This window comes from Paenibacillus sp. TCA20, from assembly GCF_000732325.1.
Classification (GTDB): Bacteria; Bacillota; Bacilli; order Paenibacillales; family Paenibacillaceae; genus Paenibacillus; species Paenibacillus urinalis.
In genome coordinates, this window is the sequence record NZ_BBIW01000003.1 from 476,100 (window position 1) to 490,645 (window position 14,546).

The following is a 14,546-nucleotide window of genomic DNA, read 5'->3' on the forward strand; positions in this document are numbered from 1 at the left end:
TTATGAATGAATCAGACAATCATACACAAAAAATAGCCATTTTCGGGGTGGGACTCATTGGTGGGTCCCTTGCCTTGTGTTTCAGAGGAAAACCCGGAATTACCGTCGTAGGATATGCTCACGAGCCTGCACTCCAGGAGCGATACATGCAGAGTGGAGTATTGGATGAAGTAACGTTGTCAATTGAAGAAGCGGCTATGGATGCGGATTATATATTTTTAAGCGTACCGGTGGGCATGCTGAATTACTATCTTGAACTACTTAGCAAGCTTCCACTTAAGAAAGGCTGCATCATTACAGATGTGGGAAGCACCAAAGCTTCGATTACCTCAGCCGCAAAATCGCTTGATTTTCAGGATGCCTATTTTATTGGCGGGCATCCCATGGCTGGCTCTGAAAGATCGGGTGTTGAAGCGGCTTCGGCTTTGCTGTTTGAGAATGCATATTATGTATTAACTCCTTTAGAAGGAATTCCTGAGCATGTGTACAATTCGCTCAAGGAGCTGCTTACCCATACGAAGGCACAGGTCATTCGAGTTGATCCGAAGCATCATGATGATATCGTCGGAGCCATCAGTCATTTGCCGCATATTATCGCTGTAGCTCTGGTCAATCAGGTCAGCGGGTATAACGAGGCAGAGCCGCTGTATCAGCTGCTTGCTGCCGGAGGCTTCAGGGATATAACCCGGATTGCATCCAGTGATCCTCTTGTATGGAGAGATATATTGTTAAGTAATCGGGAAGTGCTTCTGCGATTGTTCAAGGATTGGAATATGCAGATTCAGCGGTTTACGGATATAATAGAGCATCAAAATGGGGAAGCGATTGAAGAAGCATTCCGGTCTGCAGGTGCGTTTCGTAATCAGCTGCCAGAGAGAAGAAAAGGTGTTATTACCTCATTGTTTGATATTTATATTGATGTACCGGATACGCCAGGTATTATTGGCAGGATTGCAACAGAGCTAGGTACAGCGGCTATCAATTTGAGCAACATGCAAATTATCGAGAGCCGGGAGGACGTGCCGGGGATCTTAAGGCTGTCATTCAGGCAGGAAGAGGACATGGAGCGTGCGGCACAGCTGCTGATCTCCCAGAATTACACCGTTAGAAGCTAGGAAGCGTGCAAGCGGCTTTCTGGCTTTTTATATTGCCTTCTACATGGTTTTTAAACCTAATAAAATCGCTTTAACTGAGCAAATGAACAAGAAAATAAATTAATGTATAATAATGGTTGACAAAATGAAAACGTATACATATAATAAAAGTACAGTATGGTTTCTCTCCACTCCTATCCAATAACTGAGTTGCTCTGAAAATGGGCAACGGGTCGTGAACTCGGTTCACGGCCTCTTTTTTTGTTAGAAGTGTGGAAATTTTATCCCAGCAAAAATGAATCAGTATCATGCGTCAATCGCTTCAGTGAACCTTTCGTTACATCGTCTAAATTATTCAATATTGAAGAGTCGCTCATAAAGAGCGGCTTTTTTTGTATATTATATATTTCTTCTGTGCGATCCAGTTCACAACCCCACTAAAAATCGTGATATCGCTTCATCAGAAAAATTAAATTCCAATTTACCTGCAACTATTTCCAGTTCAATTCCGTCACTAATTTAGTGGGATTTCAAAAGATGGGATATGAAAAAGAGGCTGACCTAGGCTGAAAGTAATGTTGTAACTGAAGTTTACAAAAATTTAACTATTTTATTGGGAAACTATGGTCGGTTGTATGGTATAATGTTCCTTGGTCATAAAGTCATGTTTAGGAAAGTGTTACTACATATGGGATGGAAATATACAGCAAGAACATGCTGCGGCTCCTAACGACCATTACATTTCTGTCATTTATTTATAATTTTTCAATTTAGATTAAGGTGTGAAATTCCTTTCAAACACAATATGTCATACCGTTTCATACGGTCTATCTTCATAACGAATTGTTAGATGTAATTATAGAAATGCGTGATCCCAATTTACTTATAAGTTGTTCTTAGATGCCTTACATGGGAGCAGGCTAAGGATAGGCAAGGAGGAGCATAGGCCTAATGGATGATTCAGAGCTGATCAAGGAGATTAAAGAGGGGAATATTGATTTATATTCAGAATTGATGAAGCGTTATGAGCGTAAAATGTATGCATTTGTATATCACATGTTGAGAAGTTCAGGGCTTGAACATTTAGCTGAAGATCTAGTATCTGAAACTTTTTACAAAGCTTACCGGAGCTTGCATTCTTTCCGTGAAATTGATGCATCCTTCTCTACATGGGTGTATACTATTGCTAGAAATACGGTTCTTAGCGAGCTTCGCAAACAACGAACTGCAAATATTCCACTGGAAGAGAGCGGCTTCATGCCAATCGCTTCTGCAGACACTGCGCCTGAACAGGCGATGCTTACGAGTGAACGCGTTGTGAAGGTGCGTGAAGCGATCAACAATTTGCCTGACAAGCAGCGTACTGCAATCATTTTAAGAGAGTATGACCAACTAGACTATCAAGAAATATCAAATATTTTAGGACAGACCGTAAGTTCTGTTAAATCCTTGTTGTTTCGTGCTCGAATGAGTGTCAAGAATCAATTGCAGTCTTATTTCTTTGAACCGATTTACGAGGAATACGAGGGGATGAAGAATCAATGAATTGCAGCGATGCCCGAGAGCATATGGCAATGATTTGGGATCTGCCTGCACATCACCCAATAAAGCTAGAATTTACGCAGCATATTCAGGGATGTAAAGCATGCAGGACAGAGTATGAGGAATGGACTGAGTTGTATGAGCTGATCCCTATGACTGCTGAACAAATACCTGAGAAGAAGATCCAATCCATGCACGCCAAAGTTATGGAACGGATCTATAAGGATAATCCGAATATTCAGAAGAGCGATGTGAGAACCTATCCATTGTTGCCACAGACGGTGAATCATCGGTTATCTATTTGGATATCTGCATGTCTGGCTTTGTTCTTGTGCAGTGTTGTCTTTATGACTTCAAGTCTGGGCTCTGACATGGGAGAAGCTGCGAAGCAGCAATCGGGTATCGTTCCGACGGCTGTAGCGAGTACTTCCACATCGTTATCTATCTGGCATCATGATGAAAGTAGAACAAGCGGTATAATGGAACCATTGGTTGTTGGAATGAAGGCTTATCCTGAGCATTGGATGATACTGTCTTTAATTGCTCTGGGAGTGGCGTTATTCTCTCTTCGCCGCATACATCATGGACGGGCGATCACTTCTCGAGAAGGGAGCAAGCAATGAGAATAGGTCTTATTCGTCATGGATTGACTGACTGGAATGTACTAGGTCGTATACAAGGTCAAAGTGATATTCCGCTGAACGAGGAAGGCAGGCAGCAAGCAAGACTGCTGGGTAACAGACTTCTTGAGGAACCTTACAAGTGGGATTATATCATTACCAGCGGATTGTCACGTGCGCAGGAGACAGGTGAGATCATTTCTGGTATTTTGAGTACACCTATGCTTCCGCCAGATGAGCGCCTCAAAGAAAGATCCTTTGGCCAGGCTGAAGGACTTACTGCTCTGGAACGTGAAGCGAAATGGGGGACCGACTGGAACCTGCAGGATCTGGGTCAAGAGAAAGAACCCGCAATGCAGGCAAGAATCCTATCCTTCATGCATGACTTAGCAGAGCAATACCCTGATCATCATATTCTTGTGATATCCCACGGTGCACTGCTTGCTCAGTTGTACAGAGCTCTGTATGAAGATCAATATTCTGAGCGGATCGGCAATTTATCACTAACGATTCTGGAGAAGTCGGAGTCGGATTGGAACCCGCTATTGTATAATTGCACGAAGCATTTACTAGCAGCAGATTCTGTTAACAAGAAATAGGTTTAAGCGGTAACCCGATAATATTCGGGTTATTTTTTTGCGATTTTGGAATAAATGTTGTAATAATTCCCATAATGGTAGTAAAACGGCGAGGCGATGGAACAATGAATTTAGCGGATCTTCTCACATATGCCGATATCGGTCAGCTGAACCGCATTGCGAACCATTATGAATGCTCAAGCAAGACCAATTCAAAACATGAATTGATTCAGAGCATCTTAATTACGTTAGGCAGCAAATCCTTTGTTGAAGAACAGGTGGAGAAGCTTCCGATCGGACATCTTTGTTTTTTGAATGCGTTGTTGTTCGACACAAGAGCCAGGTTCAGTATGGAAGAGCTCACTGCGCTGGCTAGACAAGCCATTGATCCGAAGGGTGGACAACCCGGCTCTTATTTTAGAGATATTATTGTCCATTTCACCAAGTCCGGATGGTTATTTAATGGCTCGACTCATCAGACCCGGTATTTGTATCAAGTACCTAATGATCTAAAACTTAAATTTCTTCGCATATTGCAGGAAAGATTTAAACAGATGATGGTAAACATAAATGAACCCTCTGCATATCGAGATGAACACCACTTGCTTGCCGAGGATCTCAGACAGATGCTAAAGTTCGTTGATCAATATGAGATCCCTTTGAATCAGGAAGGATTTATGTACAGGCGAACTCAACAACAGCTGATGGAATTTCTGAACATTCAGGAACCTCTTCTCGGAAAGGGCGGCTGGCGCTTTGGATATGGCCGTACTTACAAAGAATACCCAGACCGATTAGCTCTGCTGTACGACTACGCGTATCATCGTCGATATGTAACTGAACATAATGGGCTGCTTGAACTGACTACAGAGGGCAGAGCATCGATGGAGACAGCGCGGGAAGAAGAGATGATACAGCTATTCCGCTTTTGGTTAAGACAGTATAAAGGGGCTATACCTAATGTAGCATCCGTCGTTTATTGGATTGGCAGGTGTGCTGAGAGGTGGGTCACAGTATCATCGCTATTGGAGAGCATAGGGGATTTGGTACATCCGTTCTACTATGATTCCAAGGAAGTCGTTTTTACGCAGCGCATATTACAGATGCTCTTGCATTTGGGGATGATCCGATGCGGAGATACCGAGCAGGAAGGGCAGGTTATACAAATAACGGCCTGGGGGAGTAAAGTATCCAGCTCCCATATTATCCTTCTTTAATGATCGGAACAGAAATTTGATTAAACAAACAATTGGTTGGAGGTGCATCCTATGGATAAAATGAAAGTTACTTACGAGGTCATGTTAGGACTGGCTGCTGAGATGGTGTGGGACGAGGCGTTAAAGAAACATCGAAGTGAAAAGCTCTTGGATGAAATTGATAAAGCACTGGCATCGGGGGATGAAGTGGCTTTTCGTAACCTGACGGATGAACTGAGATTAATTAACTAACAAACGCAAGCAAGTCATATTTTGCCTATAACCTAAATCAATTTCACAACTGATTTAGTCAACCCTACTTACTATATGGCTGGAGTCTACCCATATAATAAGTGGGTTTTTTTGCTTTTTATAATAAATCATTCAATGAATTGAAGCTCTTCCCAACGGGTGAAGACTAGCTTTATAATAGAGGGAAAATAACACAAACGATAGGGAGGAATACTGGCCTTGAAATTCAGCGAGATCAGTCAAGACGAATGGATGGAATGGAAGCCATACTTGGATACATGTATTATCCCATATACAGGCCTGACAGGACAGGAATCGCCTCTTGAAGCTGTAAGCGCTTTAGAAGATTTGAGAGATTTGCTTGATATCGTAGAAATTCCATTCAAAGGACGGGTAGTCACCTATCCGGCATTCCATTATACAGCGAAGGAGCATCAGGAGTCCTTGAATGATGTATGCAGACAATTGAAATCAAGCGGGTTTAAGTTTGTCATCATCATGAGCATAGGTCAAGAGATTAATCCCTCCGTGGTTACTGCTTCAGATTTGATATTTACTTTCCCTAAATGTGAAATTTCAGTGAGCAAGAGCAAGGAGGAGTCAGCTGAAAAAATCAATCAATTGTCACAAAAAATACATCGTGACGTGTATCGACTATGGGGATTACAATAGCTTGAAATAAATTGTGACAAAATACCAACATTTTCAATATAACGCTTCCATTCTTTATTTTAAAATGTGTGACAAATTCTTGACGGTCAATGGAGGCTAATATATGATAATGTATGTCCTAGTAATTTGTGGAATATTTTAAAAGAACAATGAAATATTTGGATGAAAAAGGGGGTTGGAAGAGGATGAGCAATCACAAAGACAAAGAGCACCAACTGCCTAAACCACCCGGTCGTAAAGAGATGTCACGCAGACAGTTTCTAACTTACACTTTGGGCGGTGCGACGGCTTACATGGCTGCGGGTGCAGCTCTGCCGATGATCCGTTTTGCTGTAGACCCGATACTGCAGAAGGACGATGAAGGCGATTTTGTGAAAGTCATTGAAGTGAGTAAGGTCACGGAAGAGCCTCAGGAAGTGACTTTTGAGCTTAAACAGCAAGATGGCTGGTATCTTAGCAATTCGTCCTTGGTTGCCTGGATCAGGAGAGGTGAGGATGGAGTCATATACGCCTTATCACCGATCTGCAAGCATCTGGGTTGTACCGTGCGTTACAATAACAACCCGACATATCCAGACGAATATTTCTGTCCGTGTCATGGTGCGCATTATACGAAGGAAGGCAAGCAGCTGGAGGTTGCTTCAGCGCCGCTTGATGAATACACCGTCAAGGAAGAGGAAGGCTGGGTGTATCTCGGAAGCATTGTTCCAAATACTAGAGTCCAATAGGGAGGGCGTGAGTAGATGTTTAAGAATATTTACAACTGGGTCGACGAACGTCTGGACATTACCCCGATTTGGCGTGACGTTGCTGACCATGAAGTTCCTGAACACGTGAATCCCGCTCATCACTTCTCGGCTTTTGTTTATTGTTTCGGCGGACTTACGTTTTTCATTACGGTAATACAGATTCTGTCCGGGATGTTCCTCACGATGTATTACGTACCGGATATCATTAACGCTTATGCGAGCGTAGAGTTCTTACAGACCCAGGTTGCATTCGGTCAAATTGTACGGGGCATGCACCACTGGGGAGCTAGTTTGGTAATAGTTATGATGTTTCTACATACGATGCGGGTGTTCTTTACAGGTTCATACAAAGCACCTCGCGAGATGAACTGGGTAGTCGGGATGCTGATCTTCTTTGTTATGCTTGGCTTGGGATTAACGGGATACCTGCTGCCTTGGGATAACAAAGCGTACTTCGCAACGAAGGTTACACTAGAGATTGCGAATACGGTACCTGTGCTTGGCCCGGTTATCAAAGAACTTCTACAGGGCGGGTCCATTGTCGGAGCGGAGACCTTGACCAGATTCTTTGCTCTGCATGTATTCTTCCTTCCGGCTGTTCTGCTCATTCTGCTTGTTGGACATTTTATTATGATTCGCAGACAAGGAATTTCCGGACCACTATAATCGAAGGGAGGATAAGCCTATGGCACACGGGAAGAAATCGGATGAGAAGGTTGTATTTGTTGGTGATTCTCGGGTTCGCAAGGGAGAGGGCTTTATTACTCCACCCGACTATACGTCATATCCGGGTAAGTCCGAAGCGTTCATTCCTAACTTCCTATTGAAAGAATGGATGGTAGGTGTCGTCGTTCTGGTTGGTTTTTTAGTACTGACCATTTCGGAGCCTGCTCCACTCGGATATCCGGCTGATCCAAGTGCTAACGTCATTCCGATGCCGGACTGGTACTTCTTATTCTTATACCAATATTTGAAATATCCATACGCTTCTGGCGATTACGTCGTTCTCGGTACCCTGGGTGTTTCTGGAGTTGCGTTCGGTGCACTGCTCCTGGCCCCTTTTCTTGATACGGGTAAGGAACGCCGCTTCTATAGAAGACCGATTGCCTCCTCGCTTATGCTGTTGTCGATTGTTTCGGTGATCTACTTGACGAATGTTGCCTGGACTCACTACAAGCATGAGCTTGAAGCTACGGGACAGGAGCCGGAGCATATTCAGCGGGAGAAGGAAGCGGAGGAGAGGCATGCGGCAGGCGAATCCACATCATTTGCTCCGTCTCAGGAGGAGGATGAGATCGCGATTGTCGAGCCTGATGCTGCGGGAGCTGAGATCTATAAGAAAGCGACCTGTGTAAGCTGTCATGCCGTGGACTTGAAAGGACAGGGTGCTCCGGCGCTGCTCGGAATCGGTGACAAGCACAGCCAGGAAGAAATTCTCACGATCATCAAAGAAGGTGTAGGTGGAATGCCGGCACAATATGATGGTAATATTGCGCAAGGACTCACAGACGAAGATATTAACACCTTAGCAGAGTGGCTTGCACTTCAGAAAGCAGAACAGTAAAATATAGGTTATAGCTGAAAGCCTGACTGCAGCCGCAGTCAGGTTTTTTTCGGAATGTAGAAATAATGTACATATGATACTTCATATTGCAATTTGTCAGAGGGGGATACAGGTGTTTTCGATTTCTTTCTTATGGAGCCGGGCCTTTCTCATGCATCGAGGCTTTCTTTGGTTGTTATTTTTGTGTAACCTACTGGGAACGGTATATGGTTATATATGGTACGGAGCGCAGCTGCAGTCCACGCTGGACCATTATCCTGCATGGCTGATTGTATTCGTTCCTGACAGCCCGACAGCAAGTCTGTTTTTTACCATATCACTTCTATTCTTATTGTATCCTGCTTCATCGTCTTGGCTGAAGAAAACAGGACATGTCATTCAAGCTTTGGCTTTTGTCACTTCATTTAAATATGGTATATGGGCAGTTGTCATGATCGTAGCAGGCTGGTCTCTTGGAGTGGATATGATCTGGTCGGATTTTATGTTGATTGCTTCTCACCTGGCCATGGCTGTTGAAGTGCTGCTGTATGCTCGATTCTTCGGTTTTAGACTGGGCAGTCTTGTGTTTGCTGGTACATGGACATTACTTAATGATACGCTGGATTATACGAAAGGCATCTATCCAGGTCTTCCGAATGCTGTTGACGTCTACATAAACCGAGTTCGTAATTTCACAGTAGTTCTCTCACTGGCTTCCATTCTTACCGGCTTCATCGCGCTCAGACAAACCAAACGATTATAGTACTAGGCTCTCACATCCCCTCATACGATAAGGTAGGAGGGGATGTCCATGTTTTCGCTTATAAAACGATCTTCCTGTGTGATTACAGCTATGCTCTGCTGCACGCTGCTCAGTGGTGCGATTGTTTCCAGTGTGTCTGCTGCAAGTGCTCAGGAGACACAAGCTGATTCAGAGCTCATGAAGCGGCTGAACGATACAGCGACTTCATTGTACCGGAAATCCCTCGAGAACAATCTAGTCGGTGTTCGGGAGGATGTTCAGTTGATAACTACCCAGGTTGGGCGATTGTCCTATGATGGGGTAACGAGTGTGGAAGGGATGCATGCATTGACTGAAACGATCGTTGAAGTCAAAGAGGCATCCGCGAGTACGGATGCAGCTGCCGATTCGCTGCAGCATGCTTCTGCTAAATTAAGACTGGCTGTGGATACCCTCGCACATCCTGAGAAACCGCTGTGGCTGCAATATTATAAAATATTGAAAGAGGATATTGCAGCGGTTCAAGAAGGGGCACTAAACCAACGAGCTGATCTACTCATGGTTACATATGGAGAGTTTGAGCAGCATTACGAAACCATTCGTCCAGCGGCAATTATCAAGAAGCAGCCATATGAAATTGAACGTTTTGACTCGTGGATGTCCTATTTAAAGGGGCTGACCATGCGTTCAGAGCCGAACTATGAAGCGGTTGCTGAAGCCTTGCAGCAGGGAGATGAATTTGTAAATGCTCTGTTCGGCAAGGAAAAGGATGAAACGGCCTTTACTCCGTTTGCGAGTGGTCCTGAGCCTTGGGCTGCCGAGCTGTTCATAGGCTCCACCATTATGGCGGTATTGGCTTATGTCGGATATCGTAAATTTCAAGGCACAGAAACAGCTCCATTCACAAGAAGATAGGCTATTGAAGATTGTGAATCGACGATATTTATTGGAAATCGATGTAATAGTCTCATGTCATTCCGTATCATTAAAAAGCCCGGTGATCCGGGCTATTCCTCTTTAAATCCCTCGCCATATACATCTTGCACCTCCGAAATAATAACAAAGGCTTTGGCATCTGCTAATTTAATAATTTCCTGCAGCTGTCTGATCTCTTGTCTGGCAACCACACAATAAGCCACATGCTTTGCTTGTTTAGAATAAGCTCCGACCGCGGGCACCAATGTCACTCCTCTATCCATTTCAATCGTAATTTTCTGTGCAATCTGATCCGCCTGATCACTTATAATAGTAAAGGATTTAAGGGAATAGGCGCCTTCCTGAATAAAATCAATTACCTTAGAGCTGATAAAGACGGACACCAGCGTATATAAGATCTTATCCAAAGGAATGAAAAAAAGCGAAGAACCAATAATGATAATATCGATGCCGAGCATCACTTTACCGATACTGATTCCTGATCTGCGGGATAAAATTCTTGCAATGATATCTGATCCACCGGTAGTGCCTCCGGCGCGAAAGACAATTCCAAGTCCTGTCCCAATCGTTACCCCTGCGTATAGAGCGGCGAGCAGATAATCATGTTCTGTCTTAAACGGAACAATATAGTCTGCTTCAATAAGTCTCTCGAACAGGCCAAGGAAGAAAGTGAGCAGAACAATCCCGATGCCTGTGTAGAGAATTTGTCTTCCGCCGAGTACCTTCCATCCCAGGATGAATAGCGGGATATTGATGACCAGGGTTGATAAAGAGGGAGATATACCAAACGCATAATTGAGCAGGACGGTTATTCCCGTTACTCCACCTTCCATCAGCTGATTCGGAATAATAAAGTACAGCAGTCCAAATGCAAAAACGGCAGTGCCGAGCATAATGGGAAGGATGATTTTTAATTGGTCCATCCATTTATTTTTCATTATCAATATACCTCACTGAGCTGTTTGTTCTTTCCATGCACTTTATAACCATAATTTTACTCGCTAGAAATGGTCTGAAGGGTGTACAAACGTAGTATGCCTGTTTCCTCCTCGTATTAAAAAAATGATTTGTTTTCACTATCTCAATACGTTAACATTGGAATAAAGCAAATTTATCGGTAAGGAGCTACAACTGGTATGGAGAAAAGTCTTGCTGAAATCCAACGGGAAGTGGACCGTTACATTTCACAGTTCAAGGAAGGGTACTTCAGCCCGATGACAATGCTTGCGAGAATGACAGAGGAAGTAGGGGAGCTTGCCCGTGAGGTTAATCACGAATTCGGGGAGAAGCCCAAGAAATCTACGGAGGCTGACAACTCCATTGAGCTTGAACTTGGGGACATTTTATTTATTACCCTTTGTTTTGCGAACTCACTCGGCATTGATCTGACGGAGGCTCATAACAAAGTAATGCATAAATTTAATACAAGAGATGCGAATCGCTGGACCAAAAAGGACACCGAATAATCCATCCTTACATATGCTGTACTAACCCATATTCGGGAGGGACAGCACGCATGAAATCTTATCCTTATATCCAAGAAGCATATAAAGCTATTCTGCATGGTGATTACGAGCTTGCGGTGTACTGGTTCGAAACGGCAATAGAGAAGGAACCAAACAATGCCGAAATTCATTATCGCTGCTCGATTACCTATGCACGCAATGGGAAGCTGGAGCAGGCTTTGCTACATGCTCAAAAAGCAGCAGAACTTGCGCCAGACCATGGTGAGTATATTATGCACCTAGGAAGCCTTGAGGCGAAGAAGCTGACTGCAGGTGCAAGACAGCTCATTGAAGCATCGGCGTCTGATTTGTCTAAGGCCAGAGAGGATATACTCGCACAGCTGAAGAAGTCAATTGAGCTTGATCCGCTCTATACGGATGCTTACGTATGGCTAGCCATTGCCTATGCCGAAATGGATGAGTACATTCTAGCGATCGCGGTGCTCAAAGAAGCGATATCGCTGGAGCCGCAGAATGAACAATTAACACAACTGTTGCAGGATTTTCACAATCGAATGAAGTCTAATAAGAATAAATCATCAAGCTAGAATATAAGGAGTGTTTCTAAAGTGGCAGAGAAATTGAAGGTTATTGTTGTAGGCGCGGGAGGGCGTATGGGACGTGAAGTCGTCAAGCTAGTTCTGCAGGATGAAGAACTTGAACTGGCTGCAGCCGTCAATCGTTCCAGAGCAGGCGAGGATGCAGGCAGACTGGTTGGTCTGGAGCCTTGCGGTGTACTGGTTACAGATCAGTTAGAGGATGCGCTCAGAGACTCTAATGCGGACGTTATGGTTGATTTTACTACACCCCAGTATGCTTATGAGCATACCTCCCTCGCCATTTCATACGGTGTAAGACCAGTAATGGGGACAACGGGATTTACTCCAGAGCAAATTCAAGATTTGGACAAGCAATGCCAAGATAAAGGAATTGGCGGGCTGATTGCACCCAATTTCTCCATCGGGGCTATTCTGATGATGAAGTTCGCAGCGCAGGCTGCCAAATATATGCCTAATCTCGAAATCATTGAGTACCATGGCGATCAGAAGCTGGATGCACCATCAGGAACAGCGATCAAAACTGCCGAAATGATTGCAGAGAACCGAGAGGAGCTTCGCCAAGGTAACCCGAATGAAGAGGAAACGATTGAAGGAGCAAGAGGCGGGTACTACAACGGATTCCGGATTCATAGTGTCAGGCTGCCAGGTGTATTTGCACAGCAGGAAGTCATTTTTGGTGATTTCGGACAAACCCTGAAGATTAGACATGATTCTTATGAACGGGCAGGATATATGCCAGGTGTTAAGATAGGAGTCCAGAAGGTCATGGAATATACTGGCATGATTTACGGTTTTGACCATTTTATTGACTAAATAGAATCGTTTTCATATTGCTGTTAAATCTAATTATATAGATATCAAAAGGGAGAGAACATAGATGCTTAATATCGCTTTTATTGCTCATGATCGTAAGAAGGATGAAATGGTTAACTTTGTAACGGCTTATGAAAAAGCTTTTGAAGGCAATAACTTGTTTTCTACAGGAACAACCGGTCAACGTATCATGGAAGGAACGAATTTAAAGATTCATCGCTTTATGTCCGGACCTCTGGGCGGCGATCAGCAGATTGGTGCGCTTGTGGCCAAAAACGAGATGGATCTAATTATCTTCCTACGTGATCCGCTTATGGCACAGCCGCATGAACCGGATATTAATGCGCTGTTAAGACTATGTGATGTGCAGGGAATACCGCTGGCTACCAATGTAGCGACGGCTGAAATCCTTGTTAAGGCTTTGGAGCGTGGTGATTTTGGCTGGCGCGAGCTTGTACATAAATATAAGCCAGGATCAGATATGGAAGTATAGGTCCATACAGCTCTTCTCATTTATTATTAAATAGATCCGCATTATATATAGACATCATCATAAAGGAGGCCCTTCCCTTTGAATCAAGCGGGCAGACATCTAAAAATCGGGATCACCTGTTATCCGTCTCTGGGCGGTTCGGGAGTCGTAGCAACAGAACTTGGTAAGCGACTCGCCGAAAAAGGGCATCAAGTTCATTTTATTGCGAACAGCATCCCTTTCAGACTGGGCAAATTCCATCGCAATATCTTTTACCACGAGGTGGAAGTAAATGATTATTACGTGTTTCGTTATCCACCTTATGATTTATCACTAGCTACCAAGATGGCGCAGGTTGCCAAAGCCCAGCAGCTGGATTTGCTTCACGTTCATTATGCAGTTCCTCATGCCGTGTGTGCTTACCTGGCTAAGCAAATGCTGCCTGATGATCTGAAGGTCGTAACCACACTGCATGGTACGGATATTACCGTGCTGGCTCAGGATGAGTCGCTGAAGGACTTGATTGAGCTAGCCATTAATAAGAGTGACGCGGTGACCGCGGTATCGCAGGATCTCATCCGTGAGACGCATGAGCTGCTTGATGTTAAACAGAAGATTGATTTGACCTACAATTTTATTGATAACAAAATATATTATCCGCGTAACAGCACATCACTTCGGGCGGAGTACGCTTCCAAGGATGAGAAGGTGCTGATGCATATCTCGAACTTCCGTCCCGTTAAACGAACGCTGGATGTCGTCGATATCTTTGCCCGGGTGAACAGAGAACTTCCGACAAAGCTTATTTTGGTCGGGGAAGGACCTGATCTGCCCAAGATTCAGTGTAAAATTCAGGAGCTGGGACTAACAGATCGAGTACACTTGTTAGGTAAGCAAGATGATGTTGCTCAGGTCATCTCCATGGCTGATCTGCTGCTCCTCCCCTCGGAAAAAGAGAGCTTTGGCCTTGTAGCCCTTGAAGCTATGGCTTGTGGGGTTCCTACGATCGGCTCAATGGCTGGGGGAATACCTGAGCTGGTCACGCATGGAAGTACAGGACTTCTTGCCGGTATTGGAGATACGAAGCAAATGGCAGAATATGCATTAATGCTGCTGCGTAATGAAGAAATGATGAAGAGCTACAAACAGGCATGCCTGGACAGAGCGAGCGATCATTTTGATATCGATAAAATTACAGCTCAGTATGAGCAAATATACAGCCGCGTACTTACACAGCAAAATGTGGGGGTCGGACTGGAGCATTGATCGGGA

Annotated in this window: 18 protein-coding genes; 17 read left to right on the forward strand and 1 reads right to left on the reverse strand. The window is 44.2% G+C overall.

Features of this window, described 5'->3' with window-relative positions:
* The first annotated feature begins 2 nt into the window (after positions 1 to 2).
* The 12 genes from TCA2_RS08575 to TCA2_RS08630 all read left to right on the forward strand — a co-directional run bounded on the left by TCA2_RS08575 (position 3) and on the right by TCA2_RS08630 (position 9,903).
* Positions 3 to 1,115: a prephenate dehydrogenase gene (locus TCA2_RS08575; protein WP_047911145.1), complete on the forward strand. Its 1,113-nt coding sequence runs from the start codon at positions 3 to 5 to the stop codon at positions 1,113 to 1,115.
* 930 nt (positions 1,116 to 2,045) lie between these two features.
* Positions 2,046 to 2,639: an RNA polymerase sigma factor gene (locus TCA2_RS08580; protein ID WP_047911146.1), complete on the forward strand. Its 594-nt coding sequence runs from the start codon at positions 2,046 to 2,048 to the stop codon at positions 2,637 to 2,639.
* Positions 2,636 to 3,259 (forward strand): anti-sigma factor, encoded by a 624-nt coding sequence (locus TCA2_RS08585; RefSeq protein WP_047911147.1) that lies wholly within the window; start codon positions 2,636 to 2,638, stop codon positions 3,257 to 3,259. Before TCA2_RS08580 ends, TCA2_RS08585 begins: the two co-directional genes overlap by 4 nt.
* A complete protein-coding gene (locus TCA2_RS08590) occupies positions 3,256 to 3,855 on the forward strand; it encodes a histidine phosphatase family protein (protein WP_047911148.1) in 600 nt (199 codons plus the stop codon). The genes TCA2_RS08585 and TCA2_RS08590 overlap by 4 nt, the downstream gene beginning before the upstream one ends.
* Positions 3,856 to 3,959: 104 nt before the next feature.
* Entirely contained in the window at positions 3,960 to 5,051 is a 1,092-nt protein-coding gene (locus tag TCA2_RS08595) for a hypothetical protein (RefSeq protein ID WP_047911149.1), read from the forward strand.
* Between the two features lie 51 nt (positions 5,052 to 5,102).
* Positions 5,103 to 5,282 (forward strand): IDEAL domain-containing protein, encoded by a 180-nt coding sequence (locus tag TCA2_RS08600; RefSeq protein ID WP_047911150.1) that lies wholly within the window; start codon positions 5,103 to 5,105, stop codon positions 5,280 to 5,282.
* Positions 5,283 to 5,501: 219 nt separating this feature from the next.
* Complete coding sequence (locus TCA2_RS08605) at positions 5,502 to 5,954, forward strand: DUF2487 family protein (protein WP_047911151.1); 453 nt, start codon at positions 5,502 to 5,504, stop codon at positions 5,952 to 5,954.
* A gap of 185 nt (positions 5,955 to 6,139) precedes the next feature.
* Positions 6,140 to 6,682: a ubiquinol-cytochrome c reductase iron-sulfur subunit gene (locus TCA2_RS08610; protein ID WP_047911152.1), complete on the forward strand. Its 543-nt coding sequence runs from the start codon at positions 6,140 to 6,142 to the stop codon at positions 6,680 to 6,682.
* 15 nt (positions 6,683 to 6,697) lie between these two features.
* On the forward strand, positions 6,698 to 7,369 hold the full coding sequence (gene qcrB, locus TCA2_RS08615; RefSeq protein WP_047911153.1) for a menaquinol-cytochrome c reductase cytochrome b subunit: 672 nt from the start codon (positions 6,698 to 6,700) through the stop codon (positions 7,367 to 7,369).
* Between the two features lie 19 nt (positions 7,370 to 7,388).
* The gene (locus TCA2_RS08620) at positions 7,389 to 8,267 is read left to right on the forward strand and encodes a menaquinol-cytochrome c reductase cytochrome b/c subunit (protein ID WP_047911154.1); all 879 of its coding nucleotides are present in this window, start codon (positions 7,389 to 7,391) and stop codon (positions 8,265 to 8,267) included.
* Positions 8,268 to 8,340: 73 nt separating this feature from the next.
* Positions 8,341 to 9,009, forward strand: coding sequence for a DUF1405 domain-containing protein (locus TCA2_RS08625; protein ID WP_047911155.1), 669 nt, complete (start codon positions 8,341 to 8,343; stop codon positions 9,007 to 9,009).
* Between the two features lie 48 nt (positions 9,010 to 9,057).
* Positions 9,058 to 9,903, forward strand: a complete 846-nt coding sequence (locus tag TCA2_RS08630; RefSeq protein ID WP_052511828.1) for a sporulation protein YpjB — start codon at positions 9,058 to 9,060, stop codon at positions 9,901 to 9,903.
* Between the two features lie 92 nt (positions 9,904 to 9,995).
* Here the strand turns inward: TCA2_RS08630 and TCA2_RS08635 are convergent, their stop codons facing one another.
* On the reverse strand, positions 9,996 to 10,862 hold the full coding sequence (locus TCA2_RS08635) for a YitT family protein (RefSeq protein ID WP_047911156.1): 867 nt from the start codon (positions 10,860 to 10,862) through the stop codon (positions 9,996 to 9,998).
* 198 nt (positions 10,863 to 11,060) lie between these two features.
* Here TCA2_RS08635 and TCA2_RS08640 point away from each other — a divergent pair, with 198 nt between their 5' ends.
* The 5 genes from TCA2_RS08640 (at position 11,061) to bshA (ending at position 14,540) form a co-directional block, all read left to right on the forward strand.
* Positions 11,061 to 11,390 carry a nucleotide pyrophosphohydrolase gene (locus tag TCA2_RS08640; protein WP_047911157.1) on the forward strand — a complete coding sequence of 110 codons (330 nt, stop codon included), beginning with the start codon at positions 11,061 to 11,063 and terminating at the stop codon, positions 11,388 to 11,390.
* Positions 11,391 to 11,440: 50 nt separating this feature from the next.
* Entirely contained in the window at positions 11,441 to 11,977 is a 537-nt protein-coding gene (locus tag TCA2_RS08645) for a tetratricopeptide repeat protein (protein WP_047911158.1), read from the forward strand.
* 21 nt (positions 11,978 to 11,998) lie between these two features.
* Positions 11,999 to 12,802: a 4-hydroxy-tetrahydrodipicolinate reductase gene (dapB, locus tag TCA2_RS08650; protein ID WP_047911159.1), complete on the forward strand. Its 804-nt coding sequence runs from the start codon at positions 11,999 to 12,001 to the stop codon at positions 12,800 to 12,802.
* A gap of 64 nt (positions 12,803 to 12,866) precedes the next feature.
* Positions 12,867 to 13,295 (forward strand): methylglyoxal synthase, encoded by a 429-nt coding sequence (locus tag TCA2_RS08655; protein ID WP_047911160.1) that lies wholly within the window; start codon positions 12,867 to 12,869, stop codon positions 13,293 to 13,295.
* Positions 13,296 to 13,373: 78 nt separating this feature from the next.
* Positions 13,374 to 14,540: an N-acetyl-alpha-D-glucosaminyl L-malate synthase BshA gene (gene bshA, locus TCA2_RS08660; RefSeq protein WP_047911161.1), complete on the forward strand. Its 1,167-nt coding sequence runs from the start codon at positions 13,374 to 13,376 to the stop codon at positions 14,538 to 14,540.
* The last annotated feature ends 6 nt before the right edge of the window (positions 14,541 to 14,546 follow it).

Bases quoted from the DNA above. Each gene is read 5' to 3' on its own strand.
- TCA2_RS08575 (WP_047911145.1), top strand. From the start codon at position 3: ATGAATGAATCAGACAATCATACACAAAAAATAGCCATTTTCGGGGTG.
- TCA2_RS08580 (WP_047911146.1), top strand. From the start codon at position 2,046: ATGGATGATTCAGAGCTGATCAAGGAGATTAAAGAGGGGAATATTGAT.
- TCA2_RS08585 (WP_047911147.1), top strand. From the start codon at position 2,636: ATGAATTGCAGCGATGCCCGAGAGCATATGGCAATGATTTGGGATCTG.
- TCA2_RS08590 (WP_047911148.1), top strand. From the start codon at position 3,256: ATGAGAATAGGTCTTATTCGTCATGGATTGACTGACTGGAATGTACTA.
- TCA2_RS08595 (WP_047911149.1), top strand. From the start codon at position 3,960: ATGAATTTAGCGGATCTTCTCACATATGCCGATATCGGTCAGCTGAAC.
- TCA2_RS08600 (WP_047911150.1), top strand. From the start codon at position 5,103: ATGGATAAAATGAAAGTTACTTACGAGGTCATGTTAGGACTGGCTGCT.
- TCA2_RS08610 (WP_047911152.1), top strand. From the start codon at position 6,140: ATGAGCAATCACAAAGACAAAGAGCACCAACTGCCTAAACCACCCGGT.
- qcrB (WP_047911153.1), top strand. From the start codon at position 6,698: ATGTTTAAGAATATTTACAACTGGGTCGACGAACGTCTGGACATTACC.
- TCA2_RS08620 (WP_047911154.1), top strand. From the start codon at position 7,389: ATGGCACACGGGAAGAAATCGGATGAGAAGGTTGTATTTGTTGGTGAT.
- TCA2_RS08625 (WP_047911155.1), top strand. From the start codon at position 8,341: ATGATACTTCATATTGCAATTTGTCAGAGGGGGATACAGGTGTTTTCG.
- TCA2_RS08630 (WP_052511828.1), top strand. From the start codon at position 9,058: ATGTTTTCGCTTATAAAACGATCTTCCTGTGTGATTACAGCTATGCTC.
- TCA2_RS08635 (WP_047911156.1), bottom strand. From the start codon at position 10,862: ATGAAAAATAAATGGATGGACCAATTAAAAATCATCCTTCCCATTATG.
- TCA2_RS08640 (WP_047911157.1), top strand. From the start codon at position 11,061: ATGGAGAAAAGTCTTGCTGAAATCCAACGGGAAGTGGACCGTTACATT.
- TCA2_RS08645 (WP_047911158.1), top strand. From the start codon at position 11,441: ATGAAATCTTATCCTTATATCCAAGAAGCATATAAAGCTATTCTGCAT.
- TCA2_RS08655 (WP_047911160.1), top strand. From the start codon at position 12,867: ATGCTTAATATCGCTTTTATTGCTCATGATCGTAAGAAGGATGAAATG.